Annotated in this window: 2 protein-coding genes; both read right to left on the reverse strand. The window is 74.6% G+C overall.

Translation table 11 applies throughout. From position 1 onward, the window contains the following. Window position 1 precedes the first annotated feature (1 nt). Window positions 2-2,245, reverse strand: a complete 2,244-nt coding sequence (locus tag IOD16_RS41275; protein ID WP_201440912.1) for a cytochrome P450 — start codon at window positions 2,243-2,245, stop codon at window positions 2-4. Further along, on the reverse strand, window positions 2,232-19,352 hold the full coding sequence (locus IOD16_RS40370; RefSeq protein ID WP_236595058.1) for a type I polyketide synthase: 17,121 nt from the start codon (window positions 19,350-19,352) through the stop codon (window positions 2,232-2,234). The genes IOD16_RS41275 and IOD16_RS40370 overlap by 14 nt, the downstream gene beginning before the upstream one ends. Window positions 19,353-19,358: the final 6 nt, after the last annotated feature.

The following is a 19,358-nucleotide window of genomic DNA, read 5'->3' on the forward strand; positions in this document are numbered from 1 at the left end:
CTCAGTCCTCCTCCAGCACCACGGGCAGCGACTTGTGCCCGTTGGTGAAGAACGAGCCCAACGGTTCCAGGTCCGCCGGCGGCACGGCGAGCCGAAGGTTCGGGAACCGCTCGAACAGCGCCCGCAACGCGACCGTGGCCTCCATCCGCGCCAGCGGGGAGCCGAGGCAGAAGTGCACGCCGTGGCCGAACGACAGGTGGTCGCGCCGGGACGGGCGGGTGATGTCGAACGCCTCGGCGTTCTCGCCGTGGCGCGCCGGGTCGCGGCCGGCCGCGCCGAACGACACCAGGATCGCGTCGCCCTTGGCGATCGGCACGCCGTCGACCTCCACGTCCCGCACCGCGTAGCGCAGCGGCAGGTTCGGCACCGGCGCCTGCCAGCGCAGCGTCTCGTCCACCACGTCGTCCCACGTGCTCGTGCCCGCCGTGACGAGATCGAGCTGCGCCGGGTGCGCGGCCAGCGCGTGCACCGCGCTGTCGAGCAGGTTGACCGTGGTCTCGAAGCCGGCGCTGATGGTCAGCAGCAACGTGTCCAGCAGCTCCTGCTCGCCGAGCCGGCTGCCGTCCTCCTCCTGGGCGGCGATCAGGTCGGTGGTCATGTCGTCGCCGGGGTTGGCTCGTTTCTCCGTCACGAGGCCCTTGAGCAGCATGTACAGCTCGGCGGACGCGTCCTGCACGCCGTCGGGGTCGGCGTCGAGGCTGAACACCGCCTCCACGAGCCGGCGCAGGTCGGCGCCGGTGCGCGCGGACAGCCCGAACAGGCCGCTGATCACCCGGATGGGCAGCTGGAAGGCGAACTCCGCGCGCAGGTCGACCACCTCGCCGCGTGGCACGGCGGCCAGCCGGTCGATCAGGTCGGCGGTGATCTCCTCGACGCGCGGGCGCATGGCGTCGATGCGGCGCGCGGTGAACGCCTTGGCCACCAGCTTGCGCAGCCGGGTGTGGTCCTCGCCGTAGGCGGTGAACATGTTCTTCATCGCCACCCACATGATCAGCGGCCAGTCGGGCGGGATCTCGCCGTTGCGCCAGGCGGGCCAGTGCCGGTTGGCGTCCTTGGAGACGTCCGGGTCCAGCAGCACGGCCTTGACGGCTTCGTGGCCGGTCACCGCCCACGCGCCGATGCCGCCGGGCAGCTCGACGGGCGTGGTGTGGCCGCGTTCGCGCAGGGCGGCGGCCTCGCCGAAGATGTCGCTGCCGGAGGGGTCGATGGTGTACCGCTCGACCGGGGGGATCTCGACGGACTCCGTCACGAACGTGGCGCCGCGCTTGGGCGGCTCGGTGACCTCCAGCAGCGCGGCGGTGAACCGGGAGCCCATGCCGAGCCCGATCACCATGATCGTGTCGCCCGGTTCCAGGCCGCCGTCGTTGAGCAGGTGGTCGACGCCGAGCAGCTGGTCGCACGGCCCGACGTGACCGAGTTCGCGCAGGAACGGCCAGGTGGTGCGGTCCAGGTCGATGCCGAGCGGTTCCAGCACGACCACCTGGAGCTGGGCCAGCCCGAGCCCGGTGACGACGAACCGGGTGATGTCGGCGATCGCGACGCCCGCTTCCTTGGCGGCCTGCTCGACCGCGTTGACCAGCGCCTCGCTCATCAGGGTGAGGTAGGGCGCGAGGCCGGTGACCTCGATGGGCGTGCGGTTGCGGTGGCCGAGCGGGTCGGGGATGGACGGGGTGGCGAGCACTTCCATCTGGGTGGCGGAGCTGTTGGCGGTGGCGACCAGGCGCGCCCGGCCGCCGTCGCGGGTGAGCACGGCCGCCGCGGCGCCGTCGGCCAGGAAGATGCCGACGGTGGGCTGCCAGCGCTCCCAGCGGGGCGGCAGGAACCGGGCGGTCGCGGTGACCAGGGTGGCGGTGGCGGACCGGTCGGCCACCAGGTGGGCGGCGGCGGCCTGGAGCGCGGCCGAGCCGCCGTTGCTGGTCGCCTCCACCTCGTAGACCAGGGCGTGGCCGAGGCCGAGGACGCGCTGGAGGTGGCACGAGGACGCCATGTGGTCCTGGTGGTCCATCTGCGCGTAGGCGGCCATCGAGATGTCGGCGCCGGTCAGCCCGGACTGGCGCAGCGCGCCGATCGCCGCCCGGACCGCCATGGCGTGCTCGGTCAGGTCGTCGGACTGGGTGAACGAGGTGAAGTCGGACAGCGCGAGCAGCCGCCGCATGGTGTCGGTGTCCGGCACGGCGTCCGTCGCCCGCGTGCGCGGCGGCAGGTGGTGCCCGGTGCCGCCGATGAACACGTCATCCCAGATCATGGACGTCCCTTTCCCTGAGTTCGGACAACCCGGCGCCGTACCCGCGGAAGTCCGTGAGCCAGCTGCTGATCGCCAGCGCGGTGGAGGCGGAGTGCTGTTCCAGCACGGAGAAGTGGTCGCCGGCGACCACGACCGACTCCTGCCCGGACGGTGGGCGCTCGTGCGCGGTGCCGACGTGCAGCACCGGCGCGCGGGTCGGGACCGGTTCCCACTGCCCGGCCAGGTCGAGGTAACGGCCCATCGCGACCAGCCGGTCGTCGTCGACGGGGTGGACCTGGTGCTCGGGGTCGAGCACGCCGTCGAGCACCGCGCGCGGGTCGTCGGCCGGCGTGATCAGCACCAGCGCGGCCGGCGCCACCCCCCTGGCTTCGAGGCGGGCCGCGACGGCGCGGGCCAACCACGCCCCGACCGACCGGCCGACCAGCGCGAACTCGCCGACGCCCGCTTCGGCGACGGCGTCCGCCACCGCGTCCACCAGTGCTTCGGCGGTGGCGGGCAGCGGGCCGCCGGCGAAACCGGGCAGCGGCACGGCGGTCACGTCCCGCATCGCCTCCAACGCGGCGGCGAACCGGGCGTACTCCTCCACGCCGGTGAACGCCAGCGCGGACGGCAGGCAGATCAGCGCGGGCGGCACGAACCCGGTGGTGAGCTTGACCGGCGTGGCGTCGAGCCGGTCGGCGAGCGGGGCGAGCCGGGCCGCGGTGGCCAGCAGTTCGACGCCGTCGCGCGCCCGGTCGACGTCGATCGCCTTGCGCAGCAGCGCTTCCAGCGGTCCGACGTCCCGGTTGGCGGTGCCGCGCAGCTGCCCGTAGAGGTGGTTGGCCAGCTGGGCGGGGGTCGGGAAGTCGAAGACGGCGGTCGCGGCCAGGTCCAGGCCGGTGGCCGCGTTGAGCCGGTTGCGCAGCTCGATCGCGGTCAGCGAGTCGACGCCGTGGTCGCGGAACGCCTGCTGCGGGTCGGCGGTGAGCCGCGTGGTGTGGCCCAGGACGGCCGCGCTGTGCGTGTTGATCACGTCCAGCAGCAGGGCGCGCTGCTCGGGCTCGGCCAGGGCGGCGAGCCGGCCGAGCAGGTCGGCGGGGGTGACCGCGGGCGTCTTCGGCTGCCGTGACCGCGCCTGGTCGCGCAGCAACGCAGTCTTCGCCGTGGCCGGGTCGAGGTGGGCGGGCACCAGCACCGGTTCGCCGGCGGCCAGGCCGATGTCGAGCAGCGCGAGCGCCCGGTCCGTCGACAGCGCGAGCAGGCCCGCGCGGCTCAGGCGGAGCCGGTCGGCTTCGCCGAGGTGGCCGGTGATGCCGCTCTCCTGCGCCCAATAGCCCCAGGCCAGCGACACGGCGGGCAGGCCGAGGGCGTGCCGGTGGCGGGCCAGCGCGTCGAGGAACGAGTTGGCCGCCGCGTAGTTGGCCTGGCCGGGGCTGCCCAGCACGCCCGCCGCGGACGAGAACAGCACGAACGCGTCCAGGTCGTGGGTCAGCTCGTGCAGGTGCCAGGCCGCGTCGACCTTGGGCCGCAGCACGGCGTCCACCTGCTCGGGGGTGAGGGAGTCGACCACGGCGTCGTCCACGATCCCGGCGGTGTGCACGACGACGCGCAGGTCGTCGATCGTGGCGAGGAGCTCGGCGACGGCGTCCCGGTCGGCGACGTCGCACGCGGCCGCGGTGACGGTCGCGCCGAGGTCGGCCAGCTCGGCTCGGAGCTGCGCCGCGCCGGGGGTGGCGGAACCGCGTCGTCCGGCCAGGACCACGTGCCGCACGCCGTGGTCGGTGACGAGGTGGCGTGCGGTCAGACCTCCGAGGACGCCGAACCCGCCGGTGATCAGCGCGGTGCCGCGCAGCGGGCGTGGCGCGGCTTCCTTGGCGGACCTGGTGAGCCTGGGGGCGAGCACTTCGCCGTCGCGGAGCCGCAGTTGCGGTTCCGCCTGGGCGAACGCGGAGCGCACGGCGGCCGGGAGCGCCCGGCGGGACGCCTCCGCGTCGTCGTGGTCGACCAGCAGGAACCGGCCGGGGTGCTCGGTCTGCGCGCTGCGCACCAGCCCCCGGGCCGCCGCGTGGGCCAGGTCGTCGGCACGGGTGACGATCACCAGGCGGGTGTCGTCGGCGAGGGCTCGTCGCACGTCGTGCAGCACCTGCCGGGTGAGGGCGTGGGTCTGCTCGACCGGGTCTCCCCCGGTGGTCGCGAGTTCGAGGAACTCCACCGGCACGTCCGGCGCGTCGGCGCCCGGCAGCGGCGTCCAGTCGAGGGTGAACAGCGAGTTGGGGTGGCGGGCGACGGCGAGACCGCCCAGCTCGACGGGACGCAGCACGAGGGAGTCGACGGTGGCCACCGGGGTGCCGGCGGTGTCGGTGACGCGCACCGAGTAGGTGTCCGGCGCGGTGGGCGACAGCACGACCCGCAGGGTGGCGGCCGTGCCGGTGATCGACGCGCCCGCGAACGAGAACGGCAGCCGGGCCAGGCCCTGGCCGGGGCCGTCGACCTCGGCGGTGATGCCGGTGAGCAGGGTGAGCGGCTGGATCGCCGCGTCCAGCAGCGCCGGGTGGATGCCGTAGCCGGTCAGCTGCGCGTGGTCGGCGGGGAACGCGACCTCGGCGTGCAGGTCGTCGCCGTGCCGCCAGATGGCGCGCAGTCCTTGGAACGTGGGCCCGTAGTCGTAGCCCGCGGCGGCGAGCGTGTCGTAGAGGGTGGCGATGTCGACCGGGGTCGCGTCGACCGGTGGCCACGTGGCGGGCCCGGCCGGCGGGGTGGCCGGTTCGGGGCGCAGGACACCGGTCGCGTGGCGCGTCCAGTCGTCCGGTTCGGCGGTGGTGCGCGAGTGCAGGGTGACGGGTCGCCGCCCGGCGTCGTCCGGCGCGCCGACGGTGACCTGGACGTGCACGGTGTCGTGCAGCGGCAACGGGGCTTCGAGCACGAGTTCGGCCAGCACCGGGCAGCCGACGTGCCCGCCTGCCTGCAACGCCAGTTCCACGAACCCGGTGGCGGGCAGCAGGGCCGTGTCGAGGACGGTGTGCTCGGCCAACCACGGGTGGGCGGACCGGGCGAGCACGCCGGTCAGCACCACACCCTGGCCGTCGGGCAGGGTCACCGACGCCCGCAGCAGCGGGTGGTCCAGCGCGTCGAGGCCCGCGCCGGCCACGTCCGCCGGCACGCTCGGCACCAACCAGAACCGCTCCCGCTGGAACGGGTAGGCGGGCAGGTCGCGGTGGACGCGGGGTGCCGGCGGACGCCAGTCCGCGCCCTGCTCCCAAAGCCGGCCGAGGGCCGCGAGGAGCCGTTGGGGCGAGTCGTCCTCCCGACGCATCACACCGATCGGCACCAGAGTCGGATGAGGACCGATCTCCAGGAATGACGTCACACCACGGGCACGCAACCACTCCATGCCATCCTCGAACCGCACCGCCCCACGCGCCTGACGCACCCAATACCCGGCGTCGAAAACCGCGCCAGCGGAAAGGTCCCCGCCCAGGGGATCCCTGATCTCAACGCTACCCGACAGATCCGGCACCAGCGTCGACACGATCGGGATCTGTGGATAACCGAACGACAACCCCTCCACCACCCGCGCGAACTCCCCCAACATCGGCTCCATCCGCGCCGAGTGGAACGCGTGGCTCACCGCCAGCCGCCGGGTTTCCCGTCCGCGTTCGCGCCACAGTTCGGCGAGCCGCAGCACCGCGTCCTCGTCACCGGAGATCACCACGGACTCGGGCCCGTTGACGGCCGCGATCTCGACTCCCGAGGTGAGGTCGATCTCCGCTTCGGCCGCCCGGATCGACACCATCGCGCCACCCGGCGGCAGCTCCTGCATCAACCGGCCACGCGCCGACACCAGAACGCACGCGTCATCCAGGCTCAGCACACCCGAAACGTGCGCGGCAGCGATCTCACCCACCGAATGCCCGATCAGATAATCAGGCCGCACACCCAACGACTCCACCAACCGGAACAACGCCACTTCCACCGCGAACAACGCCGGCTGCGTGAACCGGGTCTGATCGAGATCGACCTCCGACAAGGACAAGCCGAGCCGGTCGCACACGTCCGCCAAGGTCTCCGCGAACACCGGGTACTCCTCGGCCAACCGCTCACCCATGCCGCGCCACTGCGAACCCTGGCCCGAGAACACGAACGCGGTCTTCCCCGCGCGGGCCGCCGCGATCGGGGCGTCGGCCAAGGCGTCGAGGTCGGCCGGGAGCGTGGTCGGGTCGGTGAACGCGGCGCGGTAGGGGAACCGCGTCCGTGCCGCCAGGACCGGGCCCACCGCCGGGTCGCCGGCGTGGTCGCGCAGCCGTCGTGCCTGCGCCCGCAGCGCCTCCGGCGACTTCGCCGACACCAGCCACGGCACCGGGTCGGCCACCTCGACCGGCTCGGCCGGGGGCGCCTGTTCGAGGATCAGGTGGGCGTTGGTGCCGCTGATGCCGAAGGCGGAAACGCCGGCCCGGCGGGGGCGGTCGGCCCCCGGCCACGGCCGGGTCTCGGTGAGCAGCCGGATCTCGCCGCGCTCCCACTCCACGTGCGGGGTCGGTTCGTCCACGTGCAGCGTCCGCGGCAACTGCCCGTGCCGCATGGCCATGACCATCTTGATCACGCCCGCGACGCCCGCGGCGGCCTGGGTGTGGCCGATGTTCGACTTCACCGATCCCAACCACAACGGCTCCGCACGGTCCTGGCCGTAAGTGGCCAACAGCGCCTGCGCCTCGATCGGGTCACCCAACGTGGTGCCGGTCCCGTGCGCCTCCACCGCGTCCACATCAGACGGCTCCAGCCCCGCGTTCGCCAGGGCCTGCCGGATCACCCGCTCCTGCGACGGACCGTTCGGCGCGGTCAACCCGTTCGACGCGCCGTCCTGGTTCACCGCCGAACCCGCCAGCACCGCCAACACCTGATGACCGTTGCGGCGGGCGTCCGACAACCGCTCCAACAACACCAGACCCGCGCCCTCACCCCAGCTCGTGCCGTCGGCCGAGGACGAGAAGGACTTCGAGCGGCCGTCGGCGGACAGGCCGTGCTGCCGGGAGAACTCCACGAAGCTCGCGGGTGTGGCCATGACCGTCACACCACCGGCCAGCGCCAGTTCGCACTCACCGGACCGCAGCGCCTGCGCCGCGAGGTGCATCGCCACCAGCGACGACGAGCACGCCGTGTCCACCGACACCGCCGGGCCTTCCAGCCCGAGCAGGTACGACACCCGCCCGGACGTCACGCTCGGCGCGGTGCCGGTGGCCAGGTAACCCTCGACGTCCCGGGAGACCTGGTCCACACCGCCCGCGTACCCGGACGCCCAGCTGCCCGTGAACACGCCGGTCCGGCTGCCCGACAACGAGGTCGGGTCGATCCCGGCGTGCTCGAACGCCTCCCAGGCCGTCTCCAGCACCAACCGCTGCTGCGGGTCCATCGCCAACGCCTCACGCGGCGAGATCCCGAAGAACGACGCGTCGAACCCACCCACGTCCGCCAGGAACCCGCCGGACCTGGTGTAGCTGGTGCCGGGCCCGCCGTCCGGGTCGAACAGCCTCGCCACGTCCCAGCCGCGGTCCTCGGGGAAGTCGCTGATCGCGTCCACGCCCTCGGACACGAGCCGCCACAGGTCCGCCGCCGACCCGACACCGCCCGGGTACCGGCACGCCATGCCGACCACCACGATCGGGTCGTCGGTGACGGTCACGGCGACCGGCGCGGCGACCGGCCGGGCCGCGCCGAGCAGCACTTCCCGCAGGTGGTCGGCCAGTTTCCCGGGGGTGGGGTGGTCGAACGTCATGGTCGCCGACAACCGGACGCCCACCGCGGCGGCCAGCCGGTTGCGCAGCTCCACCGCGGTCAACGAGTCGAACCCGAGGTCCTTGAACGCCCGGTCGGCGTCGACGCCGTCCGTGCGCCCCAGCACGGCCGCGCTGTGCGTGGTGATCAGCTCCACCAGCGCCGCGCGCTGCTCGGCTTCGGGCAACGCGCCGAGATCCCGGGCCACCCCCGAGGTCCGGGTGGGCCGACGACGGGTCAGCGCGCGCGTCACCGGCCGGTCGCCCAGCGCCGACACCCGGAGCCCGGCCGCCACCAGGGTCGGCGCGGGCACGGTGAGGGCCGCGTCGAACAGGGCCAGGCCGTGCTCGGTGGACAGCGGCACGACGCCGGATCGCGCCAGGCGCTGTCGGTCGGCGTCGGTCAGCCGCCCGGTCAGGCCGCTGGTCTGCTCCCACTGCCCCCACGCCACCGACACCGCGGCCAGGCCCTGCCCGCGGCGGTGCTCGGCCAGGGCGTCCAGGTAGGCGTTGGCGGCGGCGTAGTTGCCCTGGCCGGCGCTGCCGAGCACGCCGGCGGCCGACGAGAACAGCACGAACGCGCTGAGGTCCAGGTGTCGGGTCAGCTCGTGCAGGTGCCGGGCCGCATCGGCCTTGCCCGCACGCACCCCGGCGAGCCGTTCGGGGGTCAGCGACTCGATCACGCCGTCGTCCAGCGCCCCGGCCGCGTGCACCACGGCGGTCAGGTCGGGGATCTCGGCCAGCAGTGCGGCCACCGCCTCCCGGTCGCCCACGTCGCAGGCGGTCACGGTGACGTCCGCGCCGTCGATGGCGACCGAAGGGCCACCGGACCGGCTTGCCAGCACGAGCTTCCGCACGCCGTGCGCGGTGACGAGGTGGCGGGCCACCAGCAGGCCGAGCGTGCCGGTGCCGCCGGTGACGAGCACCGTGCCGTCCGGGTCGAGCGGCGCCGGGACGGTCAGCACGATCTTGCCGACGTGCCCGGCCTGGCTCATGTGCCGGAACGCCTCCCGGGCCCGCCGGAGGTCCCACGCGGTGATCGGCGGCACCTCCAGCTCGTCCGCCACGAGCAGCCGCACGACCTCCGCCAGCACCTCGCCGAGCCGTTCGGGGCCTGCTTCGGCCAGGTCGAACGCCCGGTAGCCGGGCACGTCGCGGACGTCGGCCTTGCCCATGTCGACGAACCGTCCGCCGTCGGCCAGCAGCCGCAGCGACGCGTCGGTGAACTCACCGGTCAACGAGTTGAGCACCACGTCCACCTGCGGGAAGCGCTGCTCGAACTCCAGCGTCCTCGACGACGCGATGTGGTCGTCGTCCAACCCCAGACCGCGCAACACATCCCACTTGCCTGGGCTCGCGGTGGCGAACACCTCCGCGCCCAGGTGCCGCGCGAGCTGGATGGCCGCCATGCCGACACCGCCCGCGCCGGCGTGGATCAGCACCCGGTCGCCCTCGCCGAGCCGACCGAGGTCGACCAGGCCGTACCAGGCGGTCAGGAACGCCACCGGGACGGCGGCGGCCCGGCTGAACGTCCAGTCGACGGGCATCGGGGCGAGCACCCGGTGGTCGGCGACCGCGCTCGGCCCGAACGCGCCGGGCAGCAGGCCGAGCACCCGGTCATTGACCCGCAGCCCCGTGACGGCCGAGCCGACCTCGGTCACCACGCCCGCGCCTTCGCTGCCGAGCGTCGCCGCGGCCGGGTAGACGCCCAGCGCGATCAGCACGTCGCGGAAGTTCATCCCCGCCGCCCGCACCCCGACCCGCACCTCGTGCGGCCGCAACGGGACGTCGGGGGCCTCGGTGAACACCAGGTCGTCGAGGTTGCCGGTGCCCGGCTCCACCAGCGAGCCCGTGACGGGCGCGTGCGCGGCGGCCCGGACGAGCCGGGGCACGTGGACCACGCCGCGGCGGACGGCGAGCTGGTCCTCGTCGTCGAGGACGACCGGCGGCGAGTCGTCGGTGTCCACGAGGACGAAGCGGCCGGGGTGTTCGGCCTGCGCGGCGCGGACCAGGCCCCAGACGGCCGCGCCGTCGAGGTCGTCCACGTGGTCGCCGGACGCCGCCGCCACCGCGTTGCGGGTGTGCACGACCAACCGCCCGTCGCCGTCCTCGGTGAGGAAGGCCTGGAGCAGTGCCAGCGCGTCCTCGGCCGAAGCCGGCGCCACGACGCGGTCCGGGGTGGCCGCGTCGCCGTCCCGGCGGACCCAGTCCAGCCCGAACAGGGCGTCGTCGGCCTGACGCGCCATCGGGCGGGTGGTGACCGAGCCGATCGTGACGACGGGCGCGCCGGTGTCGTCGGCGAGCGCGACGGTGTAGCCGGTGGCCGCCGTGCCCGACAGCCTGACCCGGGCGGTCGACGCGCCGGCGCGGTGGACGGTGATCCCGGTGAGGGAGAACGGCAACCGCACCTCGCCGGTCGCGTCGGCGAGCAGCGCCAGCGGTTGCAGGGCCGCGTCGAGCAGGGCGGGGTGCGTGCCGTACCGGGCGGCGTCGTCCACCGACACCTCGGCGAACACCTCGCCGTCCGCGCGCCACACCGCGCGCACGCCCTGGAACGCCGGACCGTGCTCGTACCCCGCGCCCGCCAGCGCGTCGTAGAGGTCTCGCACGTCGACGGGCCGCGCGCCGGCCGGTGGCCAGCTCGACGGGAACGCCGGCGCGGTGACCGGTTCCGGCACGAGGACGCCGGTGGCGTGCCGCACCCAGTCGTCCTGCCCCTGGGAACGCACCTCCACCGGGTGGCGGCCCGTGTCGTCCGCGACGCCCACGACGACCTGCACCCGGACGGCGCCGTCGAGCACCAGGGGCGATTCGAGGACGAGCTCCTCGACCGCCGCGCAGCCGACCACGACCGCCGCGTGCGCGACGAGTTCCACGAACGCCGTCGCGGGCAGCAGCACGGTCCCCAGCACCGCGTGGTCGGTCAGCCACGGGTGCGTGGTCGTGGACAGCGTGCCGGTCAGCACCACGGCCCGGTCGCCGGGCAGCTCGACGGACGCGCCGAGCAGCGGGTGGTCGACCGGGTCGAGGCCCGCCCCGGAGACGTCGCCGGAGCCGCGCGGCGCCAGCCAGAAGCGCTCCCGCTGGAACGGGTACGTCGGCAGGCCGACCGCGGGCGACGGCGCGCCCCAGTCGACGTCCAGCCCGAGCACGAACAGCCGTGCCGCGGCGGCCAGGAAGTCCTCACGTCCGCCCTGGTCGCGGCGCAACGTGCCGCTCGTCGTCGCGTCCTGCTCCTCCAGCGCGGGCACCAGCACCGGGTGCGGGCTGATCTCCACGAACACCGGGGAACCCTCGGCCAGCAACGCGCGGGCGGCCTGCTCGAACAGCACCGGCGCGCGCAGGTTCCGGTACCAGTAGGCGGCGTCGAGTCCGGCGGTGTCGATCACCTCGCCGGTCACCGTGGAGTGGAACGGGATGCGCGCGGACGACGGCGTGATGTCCGCGAGGTCGGTCAGCAGCCGGTCGCGGATGGCCTCGACCTGCGCGGAGTGGGCGGCGTAGTCCACCGGCAGGCGGCGGGCGCGGACCTCGTCGGAGGCCGCGAGGAGTTCCTCCAGCGCGTCCGTGTCACCGGACACCACCACCGAACCGGGCGCGTTGACCACCGCGACGGTCAGCCGCTCACCCCACCGGGCCAGGTAGGTGGCGGCCCGGTCGGCGGACAGGCCGAGCGACACCATCCCGCCCCGGCCCGAGATCGCGACCAGGGCCTTGCTCCGCAGCGCGACCACGCGGGCGGCGTCCTCCAGCGACAACGCGCCCGCGACGTGCGCGGCGGCGATCTCGCCCTGCGAGTGGCCGACCACCACGTCCGGCTCGACGCCGACGGACTGCCACAGCCGCGCCAACGCCACCATCACCGCGAACAGCGCGGGCTGCACCACGTCCACCCGGTCCAGCGCGCCACCGTTCAACACCTCGACCAACGACCAGTCGACGTGCGGGGCCAACGCCCGCTCGCACGCGTCGACCGCGTCCCGGAACACCGGCTCCGCCGCGTACAGGTCGCGGCCCATGCCGATCCACTGCGCGCCCTGGCCCGGGAACACGAACACCGTCCGGTCCGGCGAGCCCGCCACCCCGGACACCACGTCCGACCCGATGACCGCCGCCCGGTGCGGGAACCTCGTCCGACCGGCCAGCGCGCGGCCGACGCGCACGTCCGGGTTCCGGGCGGCGAACTCCCGGACCCGCCGGACCTGCTCCCGCAGCGCGGGTTCGCTCTTCGCCGACACCAGCCAGGGCAGCTCGACGTCGGCGGTCGGCTCGGCCGGGTCCGGCGCCTGCTCCAGCACGACGTGCGCGTTGGTCCCGCTGATGCCGAACGACGACACGGCGGCGCGCCGGGGACGCCCGGTCTCCGGCCACGCGACCGGTTCGGTCAGCAGCCGGATGTCCCCGGCCGTCCAGTCCACGTGCGGGGTCGGCTCGTCCACGTGCAACGTGCGCGGCAACCGCCCGTGCCGCAACGCCATCACCATCTTGATCACACCCGCGACACCCGCAGCCGCCTGCGTGTGACCGATGTTCGACTTGACGGAGCCCAGCCACAACGGCTCGGACCGCTCCGCACCGTAGGTCGCCAGCAACGCCTGAGCCTCGATCGGGTCGCCCAGCGACGTGCCGGTGCCGTGCGCCTCGACCGCGTCCACATCGGACGGCTCCAGCCCGGCGTTCGCCAGGGCCTGGCGGATCACCCGCTCCTGCGACGGGCCGTTCGGCGCGGTCAACCCGTTGGACGCGCCGTCCTGGTTCACCGCCGTGCCGGCCAGCACCGCCAACACCTGGTGACCGTTGCGGCGGGCGTCCGACAGGCGTTCCAGCAGCACCAGACCCGCGCCCTCGCCCCAGCTCGTGCCGTCGGCGGCGGCGGAGAACGGCTTGCACCGACCGTCGACCGAGAGCCCGCGCTGCCGGGAGAACTCCGTGAAGCCGACCGGCGTCGCGATCACCGTGACCCCGCCCGCCAACGCCAGGTCGCACTCACCGGTGCGCAGCGCCTGCGCGGCCAGGTGCATCGCGACCAGCGACGACGAGCACGCCGTGTCGAGGGAGACCGCGACACCTTCCAGCCCCAGCAGGTAGGCGATCCGGCCGGACACCACGCTGGTCGCCGCGCCGGTGCCGAGGTAGCCCTCCACGTCCGACGGCGCGCCCGCGCCGTACCCGGAGGCCCAGATGCCGGTGAACACCCCGGTCCGGCTGCCGTGCAACGAGGTCGGGTCGATCCCGCCGTGCTCGAACGCCTCCCACGCCGTCTCCAGCAGCACGCGTTGCTGCGGGTCCATCGCCAAGGCCTCGCGCGGCGAGATGCCGAAGAAGTCCGCGTCGAACCCGGCCACGTCGGCCAGGAAGCCGCCGGAACGGGTGTAGCTGGTCCCCGCGTGGTCGGGGTCCGGGTGGTAGAGGCGGGCCAGGTCCCAGCCGCGGTCGTCGGGGAAGTCCGTGATGGCGTCCACCCCGTCGGACACCAGCCGCCACAGGTCGTCCGGCGACCCGACACCACCCGGCAACCGACAACCCATGCCGACGATCACGATCGGGTCGTCGTCCACCGCGCGCACGACCGGTGCGGCGACCTCGCGGCGCGTGCCGACGATCTCGCCGCGCAGGTAGTCGGCCAGGCGTGCGGGGGTGGGGTGGTCGAACGTCACCGTGGCGGGCAGTCGCAGGCCGGTGGCCGTGCCGAGGCGGTTGCGCAGCTCCACGGCGGTCAGCGAGTCGAACCCGAGGTCCTTGAACGGCTGCCGCGTGTCGATGGCGTCCGGTGAGGCGTGCCCGAGCACGGTGGCGGTGTTGGCCGTGACGACGTCGAGCACGGCGGCCGCCTGCTCGGCGGTCGGCAGCGACCGCAGCCGGTCGGCCAGGGCACCGCGGTGGACCGGCCGCTTGACCGGTTTGCGGCCCACCAGCCCGCGCAGGGCCGAGGGCGGCACGGGCGTGCGGGCCAGGGCCGGCAGGTTCAGGGCGACGGGCGCGACGGCGGCCCGGTCGGCGGCCAGCGCGGCGTCGAACAGGGCCAGCGCGTGCTCGGTGGCCAGCGGCACGACGCCGGCGCGGGTCAGGCGCTGCCGGTCGGCGTCGGAGAGGTGCCCGGTCATGCCGCTGGCCTCGGCCCAGTACCCCCACGCCAGCGAGACGGCGGGCAGGCCGAGGGCGCGCCGGTGCACGGCCAGGGCGTCGAGGAACGCGTTCGCGGCGGCGTAGTTGGCCTGGCCGGGGCTGCCCAGCACGCCGGCGGCGGAGGAGAACAGCACGAACGCGGCCAGGTCGAGGTGCCGGGTGAGCTCGTGCAGGTGCCAGGCCGCCCGCGCCTTGGGCGCGAACACGGAGGCCACCTGCTGCGGTGTCAGCTCGGTGACCACGGCGTCGTCGAGCACACCGGCGGCGTGCACCACGGCGGTCAGGTCCGGGATCGAGGCCACCAGGTCCGCGACCTGGTCGCGGTCCGAGACGTCACACGCGACCACCCGCACGTCGGCGTCCAGCCGCGGCGCCTCCCCGCCGCCGCGACCGACCAGCACCAGCCGCCGCACGCCGTGCTGCGCGACCAGGTGCGCGGCGATCGCCCGGCCGAGCGTGCCCAGGCCGCCGGTGACCAGCACCGTGCCGTCGAGGACGGCGGGCAGGGCGAGCACGATCTTGCCGATGTGCTGGGCCTGGCTCATGTGCCGGAACACGTCCACCGCGTCGCGCACGCCCCGGACGTCGATCGGCAGCGGCGCCAGGACGCCGTCGGCGAAGTGCCGCAGCACCTCGGCCAGGACGTCCCCGAGCCGCTGGGGGCCGGCGTCGGCGATCTCGAACGCGGTGTAGTCCACGCCGGTGTCCGCGCGGATGTCGGTCTTGCCCATCTCCACGAACCGGCCGCCGGGCGCGAGCAGGCGCAACGACGCGTCGGTGAACTCGTCGGCCAGCGAGTTGAGCACCACGTCCACCCGCGGGAAGCGCTGCTCGAACTCCAGCGTCCTCGACGACGCGATGTGGTCCTCGTCCAACCCCAGACCGCGCAACACGTCCCACTTGCCAGGGCTCGCGGTGGCGAACACCTCCGCGCCCAAACGGCGGGCGAGCTGGATCGCCGCCATGCCGACGCCGCCCGTGCCGGCGTGGACGAGCACGCGGTCGCCGGGTCCGGTGCGGCCCAGGTCCACCAGGCCGTACCAGGCGGTCAGGAACACCACCGGCACGGAGGCCGCCCGCGCGAACGACCAGTCGTCCGGCATCGGGGCGAGCACCCGGTGGTCGGCGACCGCGATCGGCCCGAACGCGCCCGGCACCAGGCCGAACACCCGGTCACCCGGCCGGAACCGGTCGACGTCCGGCCCGACGTCGAGCACCACGCCCGCGCCCTCGCCGCCCATCAGCGCCTCGCCGGGGTAGACGTCCAGCGCGATGAGCACGTCTCGGAAGTTCAGCCCGGCGGCCCGCAGGGCGAGCCGGACCTGGCCCGACGCCAACGGTCCGGTCAGCTCCGGCCTCGGCACGAGCGCCAGGTCGTCGATGCTGCCGGTGCCGACGTCCTCCAGCCGCCACGGGCCGTCCGGCGGGGTGAGCGCGCGGTCCACCCGCACGAGCCGGGGCGCGAGCAGCGTTCCTCGGCGCACCGCCAGCTCCGACTCGTCGGCCAGCGCGCCGTCCCACGAGTCGTCCGCGTCGACCAGCGCGAACCGGCCGGGGTGCTCGGCCTGCGCCGCCCGCACCAGGCCCCACACGGTCGCGTGGGCCAGGTCGACCGCGTCACCGGGCACGGCGGCGACCGCGTTGCGCGTGACGACCACCAGCCGGTCCTGGTGGTCCTGGATCGCGGCCAGGGCCTCCTGGGCTGCCGCCAGTGCCGCGTCGGGCGTGTCGCCGAGGTGGTCGGACACGTGGTGGCGGTTCTCGGCGGTGTCGTGACCGGTCACCGGTGACCACTTGAGCTGGAACAGGTCGTCCGGGGCGTCGGCGAAGGCCCGGACCGACAACGACGCCACGGACGCGACCGCGGTGCCGTCCGGGTCGGCGAGCGTGACCGAGTAGGTGTCGGGGCCGCCGGACAGCCGGACGCGCAGCACGGTCGCGTCGGTGGGGCGCAGCACGACCCCGGAGAACGCGAACGGCAGCTTGGCCGGTCCGTCCGGGTTCAGCAGGGCGATCGGGTGCAGGGCCGCGTCGAGCAGCGCCGGGTGCAGGGCGAAGTGCTCCTCGGCGGGCACCTCGACCTCGGCGTGCACCTCGTCGCCCACCCGCCACGCCGCCGTGACGCCTTGGAACGCCGGGCCGTAGTCGTAGCCGAGGGCCGCGAACGCGTCGTAGAGGTGGGTGACGTCGAGCGGTTCGCCGTCCGGTGGCGGCCACGGGGTCGTCCACGTCGGTTCCGGGGCGTCGCCGAGGGTGCCGGTGGCGTGGCGGACCCAGTCGTCCGCGTGGGAGTGGACGGTGACGTGGCGGGCGCCGGAGTCGTCCGGCGGGCCGACGACGACTTGGAGCCGGACCGCGTCCTGGGTGAGGACGAGCGGCGTTTCCAGCACCAGCTCCCGCACGGCGGGCGCCCCGACCTTCGCCGCGGCGTGCGCGGCGAGCTCCAGGAACGCCGTGCCGGGCAGCAGCGCGGAGCCGCGCACGGCGTGGTCGGCCAGCCACGGGTGGGTGGACAGCGACACCTTGCCGGTGAGCGCCGCGCCGCCGTCGGGCAGGTCCACCACCGTGGTCAGCAGCGGGTGGTCGCCGGTCTCGGCGGTGGTGGTCGGCCGCAGCCAGAACCGCTGCCGCTGGAACGGGTAGGCGGGCAGGGGCGCGGGGGTGACGCCGGGCGGGAACAGCCAGTCGACCTCGACGCCCCGCACGTGCAGGCGGGCCAGCGCGGCGCGGAACTCGTGCGGCTGGTCGCGGCGCAGCGTCCCGGTGACCAGGACGTCGCGCCCGTCGGCCGTCTCCTCGATCGCCGAGGTCACCACCGGGTGCGGGCTGACCTCGACGAACACGCCGTGGCCGTGGTCGAGCAGCGCGCGCGTGGCGTGGTCGAACCGGACCGGCTCGCGCAGGTTGCGGTACCAGTAGTCGGTGTCCAGGTCGGTCGCCGGCGCGCCGGTGACCGTCGAGTACAGCGGAACGTCGCCGGGTCGCGGGGTGATGCCGGCCAGGTCGTGCCGCAGCCGGTCGCGGATGGCCTCGACCTCGACCGAGTGGGCGGCGTAGTCGACGGGGAGCGCGCGGGCGCGGATGTCGTCGCGGGCGCAGGCGGCCAGCAGGTCGGTCAGGTCGCGGGTGTTGCCGGAGACGACGACGGCGCCGGGGGCGTTGACCACGGCGACGGTGAGCCGGCCCGCCCACCGCTCCAGGTAGGCGGCGGCGCGGTCCGGGGACAGCGCCACGGACACCATGCCGCCCTGCCCGGCCAGCGACGCCAAAGCCCTGGCGCGCAGGGCGACGATCTTCGCGGCGTCCTCCAGCGAGAGGATGCCCGCGACGTGCGCGGCGGCGATCTCGCCCTGGGAGTGGCCGACGACCGCGTCCGGGACCACGCCGTGGGCGCGCCAGAGCCCGGCCAGCGCCACCATCATGGCGAACAGGGCGGGCTGGACCACGTCCACGCGGTCGAGCCCGCCGGCCCGCAGGACGTCGACGAGCGACCAGTCGACGTGCGGCGCGAGGGCTTCGGCGCAGGCGTCGACGTGGGCGCGGAACACGGCGGACGTCTCGTACAGCTCGCGGCCCATGCCGGACCACTGCGCGCCCTGGCCGGGGAAGACGAACACGGTCCTGCCCGGGACGCCCGCCTCGCCGGTGACCAGACCGGGTGCGCTGCCGCCGGCGGCCAGCGCGTCCAGCCCCGCGCGGTCCAGGACGACGGCGCGGTGCTCGAAGCGGGTGCGGTCCGCCAGGGCCCGGGCCACGTTGGCGGCGGGGGCGTCGACCGCTTTGAGGCGTTCGGCCTGGGCGGCCAGGGCTTGCGCCGTGCGCGCGGACACCAGCCACGGCAGGTCCTCGTCCACTGTGGACTCGGATTCGGCCGGCACGTGCTCGAGGATGACGTGGGCGTTGGTGCCGCTGATGCCGAACGACGACACGGCGGCGCGACGCGGGCGGTCGGTCGCCGGCCACGGCGTCGGCTCGGTGAGGAGGGTGACGTTGCCCGCCGTCCAGTCGACGTGGTCGGTGGGCCGGTCGACGTGGAGCGTGCGCGGGAGGGAGCCGTGCCGCATCGCCATGATCATCTTGATCACGCCCGCGATGCCGGCCGCGGCCTGCGTGTGGCCGATGTTCGACTTGATCGAGCCGAGGCGCAGCGGTTCCGCGCGGTCCTGGCCGTAGGTGGCCAGCAGGGCTTGCGCCTCGATCGGGTCGCCGAGCGTGGTGCCGGTGCCGTGCGCCTCGACGGCGTCCACGTCCGACGGTTCCAGCAGGGCGCTCGCCAGGGCCTGGCGGATGACGCGTTCCTGCGACGGGCCGTTCGGCGCGGCCAGGCCGTTGGACGCGCCGTCCTGGTTCACCGCGCTGCCGCGCACCACGGCGAGCACGCGGTGGCCGTTGCGGCGCGCGTCGGACAGGCGTTCCAGCAGCACCAGGCCGGCGCCCTCGGCCCAGCTGGTGCCGTCGGCGGCGTCGGCGAACGACTTGATCCGCCCGTCGGGCGCGAGGCCGCGTTGCCGGGCGAACTCCACGAACCCGGCCGGTGTCGCCATCACCGTGACGCCGCCGGCCAGCGCCATCGTGCACTCGCCCGCGCGCAGCGCCTGCGCGGCCAGGTGGATCGCGACCAGCGACGACGAGCAGGCCGTGTCGACCGACACCGCCGCGCCCTCCAGGCCGAGCAGGTAGGACACGCGGCCGGAGGTGGTGCTGGTGGCGATGCCGGTGGCGAGGAAGCCCTCCAGGTCCGGCGGCGGTTGGGCGGCGTAGCCCGAGGACCACACGCCGGTGAACACGGCGGTCCGGCTGCCGCGCAACGAGGTCGGGTCGATGCCCGCGTGGTCGAACGTCTCCCAGGCCGTCTCCAGCAGCACGCGCTGCTGCGGGTCCATCGCCAACGCCTCGCGCGGCGAGATCCCGAAGAAGGCGGCGTCGAACCCGGCGCCGTCGGCGAGGAAGCCGCCCGAACGCGCGTAGGTCGCGCCGGGCGCGTCCGGGTCGGGGTCGTAGGGGACGTCCCAGCCCCGGTCGGCGGGGAAGTCGCCGATCGCGTCGACCCCGTCGGCGACCAGCCGCCACAGGTCGTCCGGCGACTCGACGCCGCCCGGGTAGCGGCAGCCGATGCCGATGACGGCGATCGGCTCGCGGGCGGCTTCCTCGACCTCGGCCAGGCGCTTGCCCATCACCCGCAGGTCGGCCGTGGCGCGCTTGAGGTAACTGCGGAGCTTGTCTTCGTCAGCCATGAACAG

It is taken from the genome of Saccharothrix sp. 6-C, from assembly GCF_016695385.1.
In the GTDB taxonomy this organism is placed as follows: domain Bacteria; phylum Actinomycetota; class Actinomycetes; order Mycobacteriales; family Pseudonocardiaceae; genus Actinosynnema; species Actinosynnema texasense.

Bases quoted from the DNA above. Each gene is read 5' to 3' on its own strand.
- IOD16_RS41275 (WP_201440912.1), bottom strand. From the start codon at position 2,245: ATGATCTGGGATGACGTGTTCATCGGCGGCACCGGGCACCACCTGCCG.
- IOD16_RS40370 (WP_236595058.1), bottom strand. From the start codon at position 19,352: ATGGCTGACGAAGACAAGCTCCGCAGTTACCTCAAGCGCGCCACGGCC.